Genomic DNA, 16,022 nt, shown 5'->3' on the forward strand with positions numbered 1-16,022 from the left:
CACGCCCCCGCACCCGCGCTTCCCCCCACGTGCCGACTGCCCCGTCGGCGGTCCTTCCGATACGGCCCCTTCCCCAAAAGGGGTATCGGAAAGCCCGCCGATGGGGCATGTGTGTGTCCCCGGCCCGTCATTAATGTCCCTGGTCATGGGGGCATACACAGCACAGATCAATTCCGGTACACCGACTTCCACCCTGCGGATCGCAGGTGCGGCGCGCGCCGTGGTCCTGTTCCTCGAAGAGGCGCGCTGCTGCGTACAGATCGTCTTTCTGATGCGTTTCCTGGCGGGGGCCGCGGTCTCCGCCGGTGCCGGTTTCGCGGGGGTGGGGCCGAGGCTGATCGCGCCGGGCGTCTGCTGGGTGCTGGCGACGCTGTTCACGTACGGCATCAACGGGGTGTCGGACGTCCGGGAGGACCGGGTGAACCGGACCGGGCGGCCGATCGCCCGGGGCGACCTGTCACCGAGGGCAGCCGCCCGGCTGACCTGGCTCGCCGCGGCGGGTTCCGTCATCACGGCGCTGGCCTGCAACAACGTCCTGCTGATCGCCTTCGACCTGGCCTTCCTCTTCCTCGGCTACGCCTACTCGGCGGCGCCCTTCCAGCTCAAGCGCAGCGCGGCCGGCACCTCGGGCTCTGTTCTGCTGATGGGGCTGCTGACCTACGCGGCGGGCTGGACGGCGGCGGGGGAGGGCCGGCCCTCGGGCGCGGTGCTGGTACTGGCCGTCACGATGTCGCTGTGGATGTGCGTGGTGGGGGCCGTGACCAAGGACTTCTCCCATGTGCGGGGCGACGCGGCGGCCGGCCGGCGTACCTCGGTCACCGCCTGGGGGGACACCACCGCCCGGCTGGTGGGCGGCGGGGGCGCCCTTCTGATCGCCGGGGGTTTCCTCGCGGCGGTCGCGCACGGGGCCGCCCTGCTGGGCCCGGCGGCGGTGGTCCTGTCCGGGGGAGCCGTGGTGGTGGCGGTGCTCTGCCGGACCACGCGGGGCGACGCGGCCCGGGGCCGTACGCCGTACCGCGCCTTCATGGTGACGCAGCATCTGGTCCATGTGACGCTCTTCGCCGGGCTCGTGCTGTCCGCCTGAGCCGGCCGAATTCGCCCTCGTGCCCCGCACACGTCCTGCGTGTGCGGGGCACGACGGCGTCTCAGAAGCGGCGGCCGCGCGGCTGGTCGGGCTGGGGGAGCAGCCCGCGTTCCACGGCCTTGTTCACGGCGTCGATCCGGGAGACGGCGTCGAGCTTGGTGAAGATGTTCCGCATGTGCCGCTTGATCGTTCCTTCGGCGATGCCGAGCTTGACCGCGATCTGACGGTTGCTCATGGCCTGGGCCACCAGCGTGAGTACCTCGGCCTCGCGGTCGGACAGACCGCCGGCGCCGTCGGGCGCGGGCTGCGGGGCGCGGAGGCTGTGCGGGGAGACCGAGACGGTCACGGTGCGCAGCTCGCCGCCCTCGCGGGAGCGCACGGCCGAGATGAGCGTCTCGCGGCCGGTGCTCTTGTGCAGATAACCGCTGATGCCGAGCTGCAGCAGCTCCTGCACCAGCTGCTGCCCGTCGTACATGCTCAGCACGATGATCCGCAGCCCGGGGTCGCCCTGGAGCAGCCGGCGGACGGTGGCCGGGGGGTCGTTGCGCGGCATCTCGATGTCGAGCAGCACGACGTCGGGGCGGTGGGCGGCGGCCAGCCGGATCGCGTCCTCGCCGTTGCCCGCCTGGGCCACGATCTCGAAGCCGGGCTCGGAGCGCAGCAGGTCGCAGAGGGCCTCGCGCAGCAGGGTGTGGTCGTCCGCGACGAGGATCCGTACGGATTCGGGGGTGGCGTCGTTCATCGCAGGGTCCGGTCCTCCTTGATGGGGATCCAGATGGTGACGTGGGTGCCCCGGCCCGCGGACGAGCCGATGTGCAGGGTGCCGCCCAGCAGGTCGGTGCGTTCCTGGAGGCCGGTGAGGCCGTTCGTACGGCCGCCGGCCAGCACCTGTTCCACGTCGAAGCCGAGGCCGTCGTCGATGATCTCGGTCTGGATCTCGTGCGGGGCGATGTCGATGTGGACGACGATGTTGCCCGCCTCCGCGTGCCGGAAGGAGTTGCGCAGGCACTCGCGGACCATGACGAACACCTCCTCGGCTACCGGGGCCGGTATCCATTCGTCCAGCCCCCGCACCCAGAGCTGGACGGGCACGCCCTCGTCGCCCATGGAGGCGACGAAGGAGGCGAGCGCCGCTTCCAGACAGCCGGTGATGGCGGGGCGGCGGAGCTCGGTAACGAGTTCCCTGGTGTGGGCGAGGGTCTCCAGGATGGCGTCCTGTGCGGCCCGTACCTCCTTGGGCACGTCGGCGTTCTGCCGGGCGACCCCGATCTCGTACAGCTCCAGCTGGCGCATGGCCAGGCTCAGGGAGTTGCCGATCTGGTCGTGGATCTCGCGGGCCAGCTTGCGGTGGCCCTTGTCGTGGACCTCGCGGACCCGGGCGAGCATGAAGGAGTCGTAGGCGATCGAGCCGACCTCGAGGCGGCGCCCGATACCCTGCTGGAGGGCGCGGATGGCCGCCGAGTAGGCCTGTTCGGTGCCTTCGACGCCCTCGGTGCATTCGAGCAGGCGCTCCAGGACGGTGTCGAAGAGGATGACACCGGCCCGCACCGAGTGGGTGAGATGGACGCCCTGCTGGACCCGGGCGCTGCCGAGGTCGACGACTTCGGCGATATGGCTGTCGGACACCTCGGTCAGCCCGGCCTGGAGGCTGTCGGCGCAGTCACGGAAGACCCTGCGGCCCTGCAACTCGCACTGGGCCCAGACCTCCGGGTCGGAGGCGAGCGGGCTGTGGATCCCGCGGAGCCGGGCGTGGTAGAGGGCGATCACCTCGTCCTCGTACGCTCTGAAGCGGTCCACGGGCCGGCCGTCCTGGCGGCTGCCGAGACGGCTCCGGGCCTGTTCTCTCATCACGCTCTCCTCCCCCGTGCTCAACGGCATTTCTGATCGTCGAACCGGTGCAGGATAAGCCGATTTGCGGACTGCGTGTCATTGATGGCTGGAATCAGCCATGTGCCGTACGGCTCAGTGGCGGCGGCGCAGCACCGCGGCCCGGACCTTCAGGAGGTTCGGCACCAGGGCGTAGACGACGGCCGGCACGACGACCCCGGTGATGACCAGGGTGCGCAGGAGCATGGGGAAGCCCGCGACGTACGGGCCGAGGACCAGCTGCACGGCGGTCAGGGCCGAGAAGACGGCGATCCAGGTGAGCAGGACCCGGGTGTGGACGGAGGGCAGCGGGACCGGCTGCGCGGGAGCGGCGGACCGGGGCTGATTCCTGTCGGCGGCGGAAGCGGCGGAAGCGGCGGAAGCGGCGGTGGCGGCGGGGCGGGCGACGGTGGTCATGAGAGGTCCCATCCATGGGTCGGCGGATCGTGCGGTCGGTGGTGCGAGTCCTGGGGCCGGGGCGGTGGTGCTGCCCTCGGCGACGTGTTCCACGATGCCAACCAACTAGTTGGATGTCAACCAGCTAGTTGGTTGGCATTCGGCGGAAGCCGCTCTAGGCTGGTGTCATGACCTCGGACACGACCCACACCAAGGAACGGCTCCTCGCTGCGGCGAAGGAGGAATTCGCAGCTCACGGCATTGCCGGGGCCCGCGTCGACCGCATCGCGGAGCTGGCCGGCGTGAACAAGGAGCGCATCTACGGCTACTTCGGCAACAAGCAGAAACTGTTCGACGCCGTCGTGGGTCGCGCACTGGACGAGCTCGCCGAGGCCGTCCCGCTCAAGGGCGGCGACGACCCCGCGGAGTACGTGGGACGGGTGTACGACTTCCACCGCGACAACCCGGTCCTGGTCAGGCTCTTCTTCTGGGAGGGGCTGCACTACCGCGACGGGGTCCTGCCCAACGAGGAGCGCCGCCGGGGCCACTACGAGGAGAAGATCGCCGCGCTCGCCGAGAGCTTCGGGACCGAGGCGTCCCCGCAGGTCGCGGCCTGTCTGCTGAGCCTGATCGGGCTCGCCGCCTGGCCGAACGCGGTGCCGCAGCTCGCCCGGCTGATCATCGGCACGGAGGCGGACGCCGACGGCGGTCTCGACCTGCGCGCCCATGTGGTGGCCTTCGCCCGCCAGGCGCTGTCCGGCGTCCCGGCCGCCGCCCCCGCGGCCTGAACCGCCTCTGCGGCCCGAACCGTCCCCGTACCCCCCGCCGGCCGGATACCCCCGAGGTATCCGGCTACTACTTTCGGTCCGCGGCCACCCGGAGTAGGAGGCAGTGACGGCCTCCACGGCCCTTCGCGCGTCTAGCGTTCCTTGCATACGGGTGGCCCCAGCGGTCACCGACAAGGACCCATGGGGGTAAGGGCAATGTCGCAGAACCGCGCGGCTCTCGCAGTCGCCGCTCCGCCGGTACACACCACATCGCACACCACCTCGCACGCCGCCGCACACACCGCCGCACCTGCCGTCTCCGAGAAGCTCGACGTCATCCTGGCCGTCCGTGACGACCTCCAGCGCTACGGCCTGGAGGGCATGCTCACCTCCGTCGGCCTCGTCGGCAGCTGCCGCGCGTTCGCGGAGCTGTCGGCCGCCGTGGACGCCGTGCACGACCCGAGGACCGACCTCCTCCTGATCGTCCCGGAGCCGGCGGACCTGGACAGCGACTCCGTACTGCACCGCGTCGCCGCGTACGGCGTCCGGGTGCTCCTCCTGCTGCCGGACACCCGGTCCGTGGACCTCGACCGGGTCGCCTCCGTCGCCGGCGCCTCCCTGCTCTTCTCCGACGGCCTCGACGCGGCGGCCCTCGGCGACATGCTCGGCGCCATGCGCGCCGGGGAGGTCCGCATACCCGCCGAGCTCACCCGCGGCCTGCTGGAGCTGGCCGGCCGGGGGGCCCGCGAGGTCCCCGCCGCGCCCCGGCTCACGCCGCGCGAGCGCGAGGCGCTCACCCTCGTCGTGGACGGGCTCAGCAACAAGCAGATCGGCCGCCGTCTGCGGATCTCCGAGCACGGGGCGAAGCGGCTGGTGGCGAACATCCTCGCCAAGCTCAACTGCCCCAACCGCACCCTGGCCGCCGCCCGGGCGCTGCGCGAGGGGCTGTGCGGCGCCGCCGCCGTACGCACCACCACCGTTACGCCGGCCGCCACCCACGCGCCGGCCTCCCCCTACGAATCCGGCTGGTGAACGACGCCATGAATCACGCGACGAACCTCATGAACGAGGAAATGACCACGAAGCCCACCCGGGCCGCCTTCTTCGACGTCGACGAGACGCTCATCAACACCAAGAGCATGTTCGACTTCCTGCGCTTCTGGATGGCCCGCCACGGCGACGACGGCTCCGGCCACGCGGCCGTGATGGCCCAGGTCCGGGCCGACGCGGACTCCGGGGTGCACCGCTCCGAGATCAACCGCCGCTACTACCGGCGGTTCGCCGGGGTCCCGATGGACGAACTCCGCCGGGCCGGGCGCGCATGGTACGAGGAGTACCGGCGCGGGCCCGCCGCCGTCACCGTCTCGACCTGGGCCGCCGTCAGCAGGCACCGGGAGGCGGGCGATCTGGTGGTGCTCGTCTCCGGCTCGTTCCGCGGCTGCCTGGACCCGCTGGCCGAGGACCTGGAGGCGGACCTGGTGCTCTGCTCCGAGCCGGTGGTGGGTCCCGACGGCACGCTGACCGGTGAGGTGGAGCGCCCGATGATCGGCTCGGTCAAGGCCGACGCCGTCCGCGAGACCCTCGACGGACTCGGCCTGAACGCAGAGGAGTCCAGCTGTTACGGGGACCACGCCAGCGACCTCGACATGCTGATGGCGGTCGGCCGTCCCGTCGTCGTCGGCGGCGGGGACCGGGTCCTGATGGAGCACGCCCAGCGGCTCGACTGGCCCGTGCTGTCGGCGGCCCCCGGCTATCTGCGGACCGCCGGGGCCTGGGCGGCCACCGAGCTGACCGGGATCACCGCGCACGCCGCAGCGCGATCGCGGTGAGCACCAGCCCCTCGCGCACCGCCCAGTGGCCGGTGAACCAGCCCAGCCTGGAGCCGTCCACCACCGGGCCGGGCACCATCAGCCGGGCCCGGTAGGTGCCGGCCGCCGGGTCGAAGGTCAGCCGGGCGTCCCGGAAGCCGAGCCAGCGCCCGGTGAGCGGGTACCACGCCTTGTAGACCGTCTCCTTGGCGCTGAACATCACGGTGGGCCAGTGCACTTCGGGCCTGAGCCGGGCCAGCTCGGCCAGGTGCTCGCGCTCGGACGGCACGGAGATGTGCCGCACCATCGACTCCTCCAGCGGGGCGTGGCGCTCGGCGTCGATGCCGACGCTGTGGAACTCCGCGCTGCGGGACAGCGCCGCCGCCCGGTAGCCGTCGCAGTGGGTCATGCTGCCGGTCACCCCGGCGGGCCAGCGCGGCTCGCCCTTCGCGCCGGGGAGCACCGCGGCCGGCTCGACTCCCAGGGCCGACATGGCACTTCGGGCGCAGTGCCGGGTGGTGGTGAACTCCCGGCGGCGGTGCTCCACGCACCGCGCGAGCAGCGCCTCCTCCTCCGGCAGGACGCGGGCGTCGGGAAGGTCGGCCGTCGCGGCGGCGCAGGCGACGGCGGGCGGCAGGATCTGCTGGATCACTTCTGCTCCTGGGGGCAACGCGCCGGAAATCGGCGCACCGGGGCGGCCGGATTCGGCGGCCCGCTGCCATCCCAGGACAGGTCACGGCAGTAAGGCGGTACGCCGTCGAGCATGCGCCGTCGATGCCACTTCCGCTACATGCCTTTCCGGCTACCCCGGGCGGGCACCCCGAACGGGTACCCCGAATGCACCGGCCGTCCGAGGGCTCATAAATGGCATATTGAGTCCCGAATTGATGCGAGTTAGCTTCGAGTTATCGAGATCGATTAATTCAACCGCCACGGGAGAAAACGATGCCCCATCCATTTCTGACCCGACTGGAATCCTTCCGGGATTCCGAGGCCGTCGCCTTCGAGGGCCGCAGTTACCGGTACGACGACCTGCTGCGCCTCGTCGCCGAATGGCGGCTCTTCCTCGACCGGCACCGGGTGCGGGCCGGCGAGGTCGTCACGCTGGAGGGCGCGTACTCCCCGCAGGCCTGCGCCGGTCTGCTGGCGCTGATCGAGCGCGGCGCCGTCGTCGTACCGCTCGGCACCCTGCCGGCCACCAAGCGCGCGGAGTTCCTGGACGTGGCGCAGGTCGAGGTGGTCATCCGGGTCGACGCCGGCGGGGTGCACCGCTGCGAGCGCACCGGCCGCACTGCCGGGCACGCGCTCTACCAGGAGCTCCGGGACGCCGGCCGGCCCGGCCTGGTCCTCTTCAGCTCCGGCACGACCGGCCGCAGCAAGGCCTCGGTGCTCGACTTCGAGAAGGTGCTCGCCCGCTACGGCGAACCGACCCGGCCCTCGCGCATCCTGTCCTTCCTCAGCCTCGACCACATCGGCGGCGTCAACACCCTGCTGCACACCCTGAGCCAGGGCGGCACCGTGGTGACCGTCGCCGAGCGCACCCCGGAGGCCGTCTTCGCGGCCATCGCCGAGCACCGGGTGCAGATCCTGCCGACCACCCCGACGTTCCTGAACATGGTGCTGATCTCCGGAGCCCATGAGCGGTACGCCACCGACTCGCTCACCCTCATCACGTACGGCACCGAGCCGATGCCGCTCCAGACGCTGCGCCGGCTGGGCGAGGTGCTGCCGGGGGTGCGTCTCAAGCAGACGTACGGACTGTCCGAGCTGGGCATCCTGCCGACCCGCTCCCGGGGCGACGACACGCTCTGGGTGAAGCTCGGCAACGCCGGTTTCGAGCACCGGATCATCGACAACATCCTGTGGATCCGCTCCGAGATGGCCATGCTCGGCTACCTCAACGCCCCGGCGCCCTTCGACGACGAGGGGTTCTTCAACACCCAGGACGTGGTCGAGGTCGACGGCGACTGGGTCCGCATCCTGGGCCGTGACTCCGAGATCATCAACGTCGGCGGCGAGAAGGTCTACCCCAGCGAGGTCGAGAGCGTCCTGCTGGAGGTTCCCAACGTCGCGGAGGCCACCGTCAGCGGCCGCCCGAGCCCGGTCACCGGCATGGTGGTGAAGGCCACCGTGCAGCTGGTCGAGGACGAGGACCGGCGCGAGGTCTCGCGCCGGGTGCGGGAGTTCTGCGCCGGCCGGCTGGAGGCGTACAAGGTGCCGGTGCTGGTGGAGATATCCGCCGCCCCGCAGCACTCCGAGCGCTACAAGAAGATCCGGAGCAAGGTGTGAGCGCCCCGGACCGGGTCGCGCTGATCAGCGGCGGCAGCCGCGGCCTGGGCCGGCTGCTCGTCGAGCGGCTGCTCGGCGAGGGCTGGCGGGTGGCGACCTTCAGCCGGTCCGCCAACGACTTCGTCAAGGACCTCCAGGCCGAGCGGCCCGACCGCTTCCTCTGGGAGGCCGCGGACCTGGGCGACCCGGACGCGCTGCGCGGGGTCGTGCGCACGGTGGTGCGCCGGTTCGGCCGGGTCGACCTGCTCGTCAACAACGCGGCCGTGCTGCACCAGGAGCTCTTCCTCACCACGTCCCGGAAGCAGACCGAGACCCTGATCGCGAGCAACCTCGTCGCCCCGATCACCCTCGCCCAGGCCTGCGCCCGTGCCATGACCCGGCAGGGCGGCGGCCAGATCCTGAACATCTCGTCCATCAACGCCATTCGCGGATACCGGGGGGTGGCGGTCTATTCCGCCACCAAGGCCGGGCTCGACGGATTCAGCCGGAGCCTGGCCCGTGAACTCGGCGCCTTCAATATCCGGGTCAATTCGCTGGTCCCGGGATTCTTCGACAGTGACATGACCGAGGACGTCACCGAGAAGAACCGGGAACGCATTCAGCGGCGCACGCCGCTCGGCCGGCTCGGCACCATGAACGAAATCGCCGACGCGGTGCTTTATCTCATCTCGCCCGGATCCTCTTTCATCACCGGGCAGTCAATCGTCGTAGACGGAGGAATCACATGCTGATCGCTGCCGACATCACCGCCCTGGTCCACCAGGAGATCAACGCCCTGCTGCTGGAGGCCGAGCGGCCCGTGCACCCCACGCTCACCGGCGCGGAGTTCCTGCACGAGCTGGGGCTCAACTCCCTGCTGCTGGCCCGCCTCGTCATCCAGCTGGAGATGGAGCTCGGCGTCGACCCCTTCGAGGAGGAGTACGTCATCTCCGACGTCCGCACCGTCGGCGCGCTGTCCGACGCCTACGTCCGCACCGTCGAGAACCTCGCCGCCACCGCCGTCTGACCACCCGGACCCGGGCTCCGCCCCGGCCGGCGAACCCGCCCCACACCCTTGGAGGGATCGATATGTCGCACGAAGCACTCATCGCCGTGGGAGACCGTTTCGAGGACTTCCTCGCCAACCGCGGGACCATCCCGGTCTCCGCACTGCTCGCCCGGCTGCGGGCCGGGGAGCTGGCCGAGAACCTCTCGGTCAGCATCGGCCAGGGACTCAGCGCCGAACAGCTCGCGGAGATACGGGCGCTGGCCGAGGAGCACGGACCGGCCGTCTCGCTCGGCAAGGCCGGGGTCCCCGAGCCGGCCGAGCAGCGGCTCACCCACAAGCACGACGCCAAGAACGTCCTGATCGGCCCGGTGGGCCAGATCGGGGAGAAGCGGTTCGTCGCCGATCTCGTCATCGACGAGCGTGTCGAGGTGCTGGAGGACCACCTCACCGGCCAGCACATCCCGGCCATCACCCTGCTGGAGGCGGCCCGCCAGCTGTGGACGGCGGTCACCGAGCAGTTCTTCGTGACCGGCCCCGAGCGGACCCGGTTCGTCATCAGCTCGGTCGGCTCCACCTTCCACAGCTTCGTCTTCCCGCTGCCCGCGACCGCCCAGTACGAACTGCTCGAGCACAGCAGGACCCCGGTCGGATCGGTCTTCCGGTGCCGCATCGGCTTCCACCACGGGGAGAAGCTCGCCAGCGTCGTCGAGGCCGAGTACCGGGTCATCCCGGAGAAGTTCAGCGCCAAGCAGGAGAAGCTCGCGGCCCGCCAGGCCGTGGTCAGTGAACTGACCCGGCTCCGCGAGCAGTCGGCGCCCGCCGAGAGCGGCGAGCGCGCCGCCTGACGACCGCCGACCGAGGGGCCCACCGCCCGGTCCGGGCCCCGACAGCCAGAGGAGAAGCACATGTTGTGGGCGATCCACTGCCTCGACGCACCCGGAACCGCCGCTCTGCGCGCGGAGCAGCGGCCGGCCCATTCGGCCCGGCTGCGCGCCGCGGCCGTACGGCCGGTCCTGTACGGCCCGCTGGTGGCCGGCGACGGCATCACCGCCGTCGGTTCCCTGATCGTGGTCGAGGCCGGGACCCGGGAACAGGTGGAGGAGTTCGCCACCGGAGATCCGTTCGCCGTCTCCGGCGTGTGGGAACGCATCGAGATCCAGGCGTTCGCACCGTCGGAGCGGTCCCCGGTACGGATCGGGGCAGGTACGCCATGAGGGCCCGCCCGCTCCCGCCCGGGGTGGACGGCCGGGAATTCACCCGGGCCCTCGCCGCCTTCCGGGCGGCGCTGGGCGAACGGTGGGTGCTGACCGGGGACGCGGTGGGGCTCGCGGGGTACGCCGACCCGCAACCGGTCCTGGACGCCGGGCACTTCACGGCGTCCGCCGCGCTGCTGCCCGCCTCGGTGGAGGACGTCCGGGCGGTGATGCGCATCGCGGGCAGCCACGGCGTGCCGCTCTCGCCCGTCCTGCCCGGCCGCGATCCGGGGTACGGCGGCGCGGCGCCCCGCCTCCCCGGGGCCGTCGCCGTCGACCTCGGCCGGATGAACCGGGTGACCGAGGTCGACGCGGCGGGCGGCTACGCGGTCGTCGAGCCGGGCGTCACCTTCCACGACCTCGACGCCCGGCTCGGCGAACTCGGCCTGAAATACCGGGCCGACCCGGCGGGCCCGCGCTGGGGCAGCGTGCTGGGCGAGGCGCTGGAGCGCTCTGCGGGCGGCGCCGGGTACGAGGACGCGGCGGCGGCGCCGTACGGCATGGAGATCGTGCTCGCCGACGGCGACGTGGTGCGCACCGGCACGGCGGCCCTGACGGGCGGCGGGCCCCGGCCCTGGGCCCCGTACGGCTGCGGACCCGCGCTGGGGCCGATGTTCGCCCGCTCCGCGCTCGGGGTCGTCACCAAGCTCGGGGTCCGGCTGCGGCCCGAACCGCCGGCCCGGCGCGCCTATGCCGTCACCTTCGCCCGGGAGGAGGACCTCGGACCGCTCGTCGACATCCTGCGCCCGCTGCTGATGGACCGCACCCTCGGCGACACCCCCACCGTGCGCGGCGCCTCGCCCACCGCACCGGCCGAGGAGCCAGGGACCGGCCGCTGGCATCTGTACGGGGCGCTGACCGGGGCCCCCTCGGTCATGGACGCCCAGTGGTCCGTGATCCACGACGCGCTCGCCGCCGTACCCGGTGTCCGCTTCCACCGCGCCGGCGAACGCACGGGCCCGGAAAGGCCGTTCGCCGATGAGACCGACGACTGGGTGCCCGACGGCGGCCGGCTGGACCTGACGCCGGTCTCACCGGCGACCGGGGCGGACGCCCTCGCGCAGTACACCCTGGCGCGCGACCTCGCCCACGCGCACGGAAAGGACTACCTGGGGGCCTTCGCGGTCGGCGCCCGCGCCCTGCACCACCGCTTCGTGGCGCTCTTCGACCCGCTCGACCCGGGCGACCGGGCGCGCACCCTCGCACTGTGCGAGGCGCTGGTCCGGGCGACGGCGGCGGCCGGATACGGCATCCAGCGCGCCCACCCGGCCCTCATGGACCAGGTCGCCGCGACATACGGGTTCAACGATCACGCCGTGCTCAGGCTCGGTGAGCGCATCAAGGACGCACTCGACGCGGAGGGCATTCTCGCCCCCGGCAAGCACGGCATCTGGCCACGCCGCTACCGCGGCCTCGGCCTCTCAACCAAGGGAGTCGGACCGTGAGGACCATGAGCAGAACGGACACCGTACAGAGGGACACCGCACAGGCGCCGGACACGGCGGAGCTGGAGGAGGAGTTCGCGGCGCCCGCCGCCGTGCTGTCGCTCGCCACCCGCACCGCCGAACTGAACGGCCTGCACGCCACCGTGGCCGCCGGCGACGCCGCCACCACCGCCCGCCAGCACGCCAAGGGCAAGCTCACCGCCCGTGAGCGCATCGCCCTGCTGCTGGACCCCGGCACCTTCCAGGAGGTCGAGCAGCTGCGCCGGCACCGGGCGACCGGCTTCGGCCTGGAGGACCGGCGCCCCCACACCGACGGCGTGGTCGGCGGCTGGGGCATGGTCGAGGGGCGCACGGTCTTCGTCTACGCCCACGACTTCCGGATCTTCGGGGGCGCCCTGGGCGAGGCCCACGCGGAGAAGATCCACAAGATCATGGACCTCGCGCTGGCGGCCGGCGCGCCCCTCGTCTCGCTCAACGACGGCGCCGGCGCCCGTATCCAGGAGGGCGTCACCGCGCTCGCCGGCTACGGCGGCATCTTCCAGCGCAACACCCGCGCCTCCGGCGTCATCCCGCAGATCAGCGTGATGCTCGGCCCGTGCGCGGGCGGCGCCGCCTACAGCCCGGCGCTCACCGACTTCGTCTTCATGGTCCGCGAGACCTCCCAGATGTTCATCACCGGACCCGACGTCATCCAGGCCGTCACCGGCGAGCAGGTCACCCAGAACGGGCTGGGCGGCGCCGATGTGCACGCCGGGACCTCCGGTGTCGCGCACTTCGCGTACGACGACGAGGAGACCTGCCTGGAGGAGGTCCGCCATCTGCTCTCGCTGCTCCCGCAGAACAGCGCAGAGGAGCCGCCCGCGGCCGTCTGCGACGACCCGGCCGACCGGCCCGGCGACACGCTGCTCGACCTGGTGCCCGCCGACCCGTCCCGCCCCTACGACATGCGCCGGGTGGTGGAGGAACTCCTCGACGACGGCGACTTCCTGGAGGTGCAGGAGCACTGGGCGGGCAATGTCATCTGCGCGCTCGGGCGGCTGGAGGGCCGCACGGTCGGCATCGTCGCCAACCAGCCGATGGTGCTCGCCGGGGTCCTGGACATCCACGCCTCGGAGAAGGCCGCGCGCTTCGTCCAGCTCTGCGACGCCTTCAACATCCCGCTGGTCACGCTGGTCGACGTGCCGGGCTTCCTGCCCGGCGTCGACCAGGAGCACGGCGGCATCATCCGGCACGGCGCCAAGCTGCTGTACGCGTACTGCAACGCCACCGTGCCCCGCATCCAGGTGATCCTGCGCAAGGCGTACGGCGGCGCCTACATCGTCATGGACTCCCGCTCCATCGGCACCGACCTCTCGTACGCCTGGCCCGCCAACGAGATCGCGGTCATGGGCGCCGAGGGCGCCGCCAACGTCGTCTTCCGGCGGCAGATCGCGGCCTCCGACGACCCGGAGGCCACCCGTGCGCAACTGGTCAAGGAGTACAAGGCCGAGCTGATGCACCCGTACTACGCGGCCGAGCGCGGGCTCGTCGACGACGTCATCGACCCGGCGGACACCCGCGCGGTCCTCGCCGCCGGGCTGGGCATGCTCCGCACCAAGACGGTGGCGCTCCCGCACCGCAAGCACGGGAACCAGCCGGCATGAGCATCCGACTGCTCTCCGGAGACCCCACCCCCGAGGAACTCGCCGCCGTCCTCGCCGTCCTGCACGCCCTGGCCTTCCACCGCGCCGATGACCTGCCCGCCGACGTCGTCCGCCCGGCCCCCTGGTCCCGGGCGGGCCGCCGGCCCCGGCCGGGCACGGAGCGCCCGGCGGGGTGGGCACGGCGGGCCTAGGGCCTGTCTTCGAACTCCCCTCTGCCGCTCCGGGCGACGAGGGGAGTTCGAAGACAGGCCCTAGCGCGCCAAAACGGTGACCAGCTCCACCGCATCGCCGATCAGGGCGACTTCGGCCGGGCTCATCGTCGGGTTGGCGGTGCGGCGGGCCGCGGCGTCGGCGAGGTGGCGGGCGGGGATGCCGTCGTCGGCGGCCAGGAGCGGGACCAGGGCGGCCAGCAGCGTACGGGCCTCGTCCGCCACCGGGACGGACGGGTCGACGGAGACCTGGGCCAGGACCAGGGCCGACATCGCCCGGTCCAGTGCGGGCGGGCCCTCCTCGGTGTTGCTCCAGTCGATCACGACGGGCCCGTCGGCCGTCAGGATCACGTTGTCCGGGTGCAGGTCGAGATGGAGGATCCGGTCCTCGGGGTCGGCCGAGAGCCGGGCCGGGACGGTGTGCAGATCGGCGAGGAGGCCGGCCAGCAGGACGGCGCCCTCCTCGGCGCCGGTCTCCCCGGCGAGCAGGGACTCCAGCATCGTCGGGCCGGTCAGCCGCTGGAGGACCAGATCGCCGGGGCCGGCCGAGGGGGGATGCGGGCCGAGCCGGGGGACGGGGTAGCCCGAGGCCGAGAGGTAGGACATGACGGGCAGCTCGCGGGTGGCGTCCAGCCCGTGGCGATAGCGCCGCAGGACCCATGCCTCGTCCAGTTCGTATACGTCGGCGTCGCGTCCGCTGCCCAGCAGTTGGCCTATTCGCATGAGGGGAACCTACTCGGGCCGGGCGGGCGCCGGGGAGCCTGTCCACAAGCTGTTTCCCGCGTGTGACAGCCGGCCCCATAACGCGGTGCGATGGGGCGGACGGGATCTCCTGGAGCCGGTGCGTACGCGGCTACGTTGACGGCAAATCCCCCGAAGTCAAGGAGAGTTCCGTGGAGAGATCCATGCTCCGCAGACGTGCCCTGGCCGCGTGCACCGCGACCGCGGCCGCCGGTGCGCTCGCGCTCGCCGGGCTGACGGGCCCGGCGTCCGCCGGACCCGTCCCCCACCCGGCCGGCCCCGCCGGGGCAGCCGCCCCGCTCTCGCCCGGACTGCTGAAGGCCATGCAGCGGGACCTCGGACTCACCGCCGCCCAGGCGCGCGGCCGGATCGCCGGCGAGTCCCGGGCGGCGGCCGCGGCCGCCGGACTCCGGCACTCGCTGGGCGCCAAATTCGCCGGGGCCCGGGTGAGCGGCGACGCGGCGGAGCTTACCGTCGCCACCACCGACCCGGCGGACACCGCCCGGATCACGAAGGCCGGGGCCCGCGCCGAGGTCGTCGCCCACAGCCTGGCCGAACTCACCGCCGCCAAGGCCGCGCTCGACCGGACCGCCCTGCGCCGGGCGCCGGGCGCCGGAGGAGATACCCGCCTGGTACGTCGACGTGCGCACCAACCGCGTCGTCGTCGAGGCCGGCCGGAGCGCCGCCGCCGGCACCTTCCTCGCGGCGGCCGGGGTCGCACGCGATCTGGTGACGGTCACTCAGTCCGCCGAGCGTCCGCGCACGTTCGCGGATCTGCGGGGCGGTGACGCGTACTACATGAACGGCTCGGGGCGCTGCTCCATCGGCTTCCCCGTCCGGCGCGGCACCCAGGGCGGCTTCGTCAGCGCCGGGCACTGCGGAACCCCGGGCGTCGGCACCAGCGGCTACAACCAGCAGGCGCAGGGCTCCTTCCAGGGCTCCACCTTCCCCGGCCGCGACTACTCCTGGGTCGCCACGAACACCAACTGGACCCCGCGCCCGCTGGTCAACGGCTACGGCAACGGCGATGTGACGGTCACCGGCTCCACCGAGGCGCTGGAGGGCTCGTCGGTCTGCCGCTCGGGCTCCACCACCGGCTGGCACTGCGGCACGGTCCAGCAGCGCAACAGCAGCGTCACCTACCAGGAGGGCACCGTCTCCGGGGTGACCCGCACCAATGTGTGCGCCGAACCGGGAGACTCCGGGGGCTCGTTCATCTCCGGCAGCCAGGCCCAGGGCGTCACCTCCGGCGGCAGCGGGAACTGCTCCCAGGGCGGTACGACGTACTTCCAGCCGGTGAACCCGGCGCTCCAGGCGTACGGGCTGACCCTGGTCACCAGCGGTGGCGGCCCGACCGATCCGACGGACCCGCCGACCGACCCGGGCGGCACCTGGGCGGCCGGCACCGCCTACGCGGCCGGTGACGTCGTCACGTACGGCTCCGTGCGCTACCGCTGCCTCCAGGGCCACCAGGCGCAGACGGGCTGGGAGCCGCCCAGCGTCCCCGCGCTCTGGCAGCGCGGGTAGCCGGGG

Annotated in this window: 17 protein-coding genes and 1 pseudogene; 13 read left to right on the forward strand and 5 right to left on the reverse strand. The window is 72.3% G+C overall.

Translation table 11 applies throughout. The features are described from left to right. Positions 1-145 precede the first annotated feature (145 nt). A complete protein-coding gene (locus tag RLT58_RS20040) occupies positions 146-1,084 on the forward strand; it encodes a UbiA family prenyltransferase (RefSeq protein WP_311311749.1) in 939 nt (312 codons plus the stop codon). 61 nt (positions 1,085-1,145) lie between these two features. Here RLT58_RS20040 and RLT58_RS20045 read toward each other — a convergent pair whose 3' ends face one another. The 3 genes from RLT58_RS20045 to RLT58_RS20055 form a co-directional block, all read right to left on the reverse strand. After that, the gene (locus tag RLT58_RS20045; RefSeq protein WP_311311750.1) at positions 1,146-1,826 is read right to left on the reverse strand and encodes a response regulator; all 681 of its coding nucleotides are present in this window, start codon (positions 1,824-1,826) and stop codon (positions 1,146-1,148) included. Further along, positions 1,823-2,881, reverse strand: coding sequence for a sensor histidine kinase (locus RLT58_RS20050; protein WP_311311751.1), 1,059 nt, complete (start codon positions 2,879-2,881; stop codon positions 1,823-1,825). Before RLT58_RS20050 ends, RLT58_RS20045 begins: the two co-directional genes overlap by 4 nt. A 165-nt stretch (positions 2,882-3,046) precedes the next feature. Next, positions 3,047-3,367, reverse strand: a complete 321-nt coding sequence (locus tag RLT58_RS20055; RefSeq protein ID WP_311311752.1) for a putative antibiotic biosynthesis monooxygenase — start codon at positions 3,365-3,367, stop codon at positions 3,047-3,049. A gap of 167 nt (positions 3,368-3,534) precedes the next feature. Between RLT58_RS20055 and RLT58_RS20060 the strand changes: the two genes are divergently transcribed. The 3 genes from RLT58_RS20060 (at position 3,535) to RLT58_RS20070 (ending at position 5,942) form a co-directional block, all read left to right on the forward strand. Continuing rightward, positions 3,535-4,134 (forward strand): TetR/AcrR family transcriptional regulator, encoded by a 600-nt coding sequence (locus RLT58_RS20060; protein ID WP_311311753.1) that lies wholly within the window; start codon positions 3,535-3,537, stop codon positions 4,132-4,134. 195 nt (positions 4,135-4,329) lie between these two features. Then, the gene (locus RLT58_RS20065) at positions 4,330-5,145 is read left to right on the forward strand and encodes a helix-turn-helix transcriptional regulator (protein ID WP_311311754.1); all 816 of its coding nucleotides are present in this window, start codon (positions 4,330-4,332) and stop codon (positions 5,143-5,145) included. A 41-nt stretch (positions 5,146-5,186) separates the two neighbouring features. After that, positions 5,187-5,942 carry an HAD family hydrolase gene (locus tag RLT58_RS20070; RefSeq protein WP_311311755.1) on the forward strand — a complete coding sequence of 252 codons (756 nt, stop codon included), beginning with the start codon at positions 5,187-5,189 and terminating at the stop codon, positions 5,940-5,942. Here RLT58_RS20070 and RLT58_RS20075 read toward each other — a convergent pair. Beyond that, positions 5,911-6,573, reverse strand: a complete 663-nt coding sequence (locus tag RLT58_RS20075) for a 4'-phosphopantetheinyl transferase family protein (protein ID WP_311311756.1) — start codon at positions 6,571-6,573, stop codon at positions 5,911-5,913. The genes RLT58_RS20070 and RLT58_RS20075 overlap by 32 nt on opposite strands. A gap of 293 nt (positions 6,574-6,866) precedes the next feature. Between RLT58_RS20075 and RLT58_RS20080 the strand changes: the two genes are divergently transcribed. From RLT58_RS20080 to RLT58_RS20115, 8 genes are all read left to right on the forward strand, one after another. Continuing rightward, complete coding sequence (locus tag RLT58_RS20080; protein ID WP_311311757.1) at positions 6,867-8,210, forward strand: class I adenylate-forming enzyme family protein; 1,344 nt, start codon at positions 6,867-6,869, stop codon at positions 8,208-8,210. Further along, positions 8,207-8,941: an SDR family NAD(P)-dependent oxidoreductase gene (locus RLT58_RS20085; protein WP_311311758.1), complete on the forward strand. Its 735-nt coding sequence runs from the start codon at positions 8,207-8,209 to the stop codon at positions 8,939-8,941. The genes RLT58_RS20080 and RLT58_RS20085 overlap by 4 nt, the downstream gene beginning before the upstream one ends. Further along, entirely contained in the window at positions 8,935-9,216 is a 282-nt protein-coding gene (locus RLT58_RS20090; protein ID WP_311311759.1) for a phosphopantetheine-binding protein, read from the forward strand. The genes RLT58_RS20085 and RLT58_RS20090 overlap by 7 nt, the downstream gene beginning before the upstream one ends. Before the next feature lie 62 nt (positions 9,217-9,278). Next, positions 9,279-10,043 (forward strand): AfsA-related hotdog domain-containing protein, encoded by a 765-nt coding sequence (locus RLT58_RS20095; protein WP_311311760.1) that lies wholly within the window; start codon positions 9,279-9,281, stop codon positions 10,041-10,043. 60 nt (positions 10,044-10,103) lie between these two features. Beyond that, complete coding sequence (locus tag RLT58_RS20100) at positions 10,104-10,412, forward strand: YciI family protein (RefSeq protein WP_311311761.1); 309 nt, start codon at positions 10,104-10,106, stop codon at positions 10,410-10,412. After that, a complete protein-coding gene (locus tag RLT58_RS20105) occupies positions 10,409-11,896 on the forward strand; it encodes an FAD-binding oxidoreductase (RefSeq protein WP_311311762.1) in 1,488 nt (495 codons plus the stop codon). The genes RLT58_RS20100 and RLT58_RS20105 overlap by 4 nt, the downstream gene beginning before the upstream one ends. A gap of 5 nt (positions 11,897-11,901) precedes the next feature. Continuing rightward, on the forward strand, positions 11,902-13,539 hold the full coding sequence (locus RLT58_RS20110; protein WP_311311763.1) for an acyl-CoA carboxylase subunit beta: 1,638 nt from the start codon (positions 11,902-11,904) through the stop codon (positions 13,537-13,539). Then, on the forward strand, positions 13,536-13,730 hold the full coding sequence (locus RLT58_RS20115) for an acyl-CoA carboxylase subunit epsilon (RefSeq protein WP_311311764.1): 195 nt from the start codon (positions 13,536-13,538) through the stop codon (positions 13,728-13,730). Before RLT58_RS20110 ends, RLT58_RS20115 begins: the two co-directional genes overlap by 4 nt. A 60-nt stretch (positions 13,731-13,790) precedes the next feature. Here RLT58_RS20115 and RLT58_RS20120 read toward each other — a convergent pair whose 3' ends face one another. Next, the gene (locus RLT58_RS20120) at positions 13,791-14,471 is read right to left on the reverse strand and encodes a phosphotransferase (RefSeq protein WP_311311765.1); all 681 of its coding nucleotides are present in this window, start codon (positions 14,469-14,471) and stop codon (positions 13,791-13,793) included. Between the two features lie 182 nt (positions 14,472-14,653). Between RLT58_RS20120 and RLT58_RS20125 the strand changes: the two are divergent. Beyond that, a pseudogene (locus RLT58_RS20125) lies at positions 14,654-16,016 on the forward strand (alpha-lytic protease prodomain-containing protein). Positions 16,017-16,022: the final 6 nt, after the last annotated feature.

It is taken from the genome of Streptomyces sp. ITFR-16 (genome assembly GCF_031844705.1).
In the GTDB taxonomy this organism is placed as follows: Bacteria; Actinomycetota; Actinomycetes; order Streptomycetales; family Streptomycetaceae; genus Streptomyces.

Bases quoted from the DNA above. Each gene is read 5' to 3' on its own strand.
- RLT58_RS20040 (WP_311311749.1), top strand. From the start codon at position 146: ATGGGGGCATACACAGCACAGATCAATTCCGGTACACCGACTTCCACC.
- RLT58_RS20045 (WP_311311750.1), bottom strand. From the start codon at position 1,826: ATGAACGACGCCACCCCCGAATCCGTACGGATCCTCGTCGCGGACGAC.
- RLT58_RS20055 (WP_311311752.1), bottom strand. From the start codon at position 3,367: ATGACCACCGTCGCCCGCCCCGCCGCCACCGCCGCTTCCGCCGCTTCC.
- RLT58_RS20060 (WP_311311753.1), top strand. From the start codon at position 3,535: ATGACCTCGGACACGACCCACACCAAGGAACGGCTCCTCGCTGCGGCG.
- RLT58_RS20065 (WP_311311754.1), top strand. From the start codon at position 4,330: ATGTCGCAGAACCGCGCGGCTCTCGCAGTCGCCGCTCCGCCGGTACAC.
- RLT58_RS20070 (WP_311311755.1), top strand. From the start codon at position 5,187: ATGACCACGAAGCCCACCCGGGCCGCCTTCTTCGACGTCGACGAGACG.
- RLT58_RS20080 (WP_311311757.1), top strand. From the start codon at position 6,867: ATGCCCCATCCATTTCTGACCCGACTGGAATCCTTCCGGGATTCCGAG.
- RLT58_RS20090 (WP_311311759.1), top strand. From the start codon at position 8,935: ATGCTGATCGCTGCCGACATCACCGCCCTGGTCCACCAGGAGATCAAC.
- RLT58_RS20095 (WP_311311760.1), top strand. From the start codon at position 9,279: ATGTCGCACGAAGCACTCATCGCCGTGGGAGACCGTTTCGAGGACTTC.
- RLT58_RS20100 (WP_311311761.1), top strand. From the start codon at position 10,104: ATGTTGTGGGCGATCCACTGCCTCGACGCACCCGGAACCGCCGCTCTG.
- RLT58_RS20105 (WP_311311762.1), top strand. From the start codon at position 10,409: ATGAGGGCCCGCCCGCTCCCGCCCGGGGTGGACGGCCGGGAATTCACC.
- RLT58_RS20110 (WP_311311763.1), top strand. From the start codon at position 11,902: ATGAGCAGAACGGACACCGTACAGAGGGACACCGCACAGGCGCCGGAC.
- RLT58_RS20115 (WP_311311764.1), top strand. From the start codon at position 13,536: ATGAGCATCCGACTGCTCTCCGGAGACCCCACCCCCGAGGAACTCGCC.
- RLT58_RS20120 (WP_311311765.1), bottom strand. From the start codon at position 14,471: ATGCGAATAGGCCAACTGCTGGGCAGCGGACGCGACGCCGACGTATAC.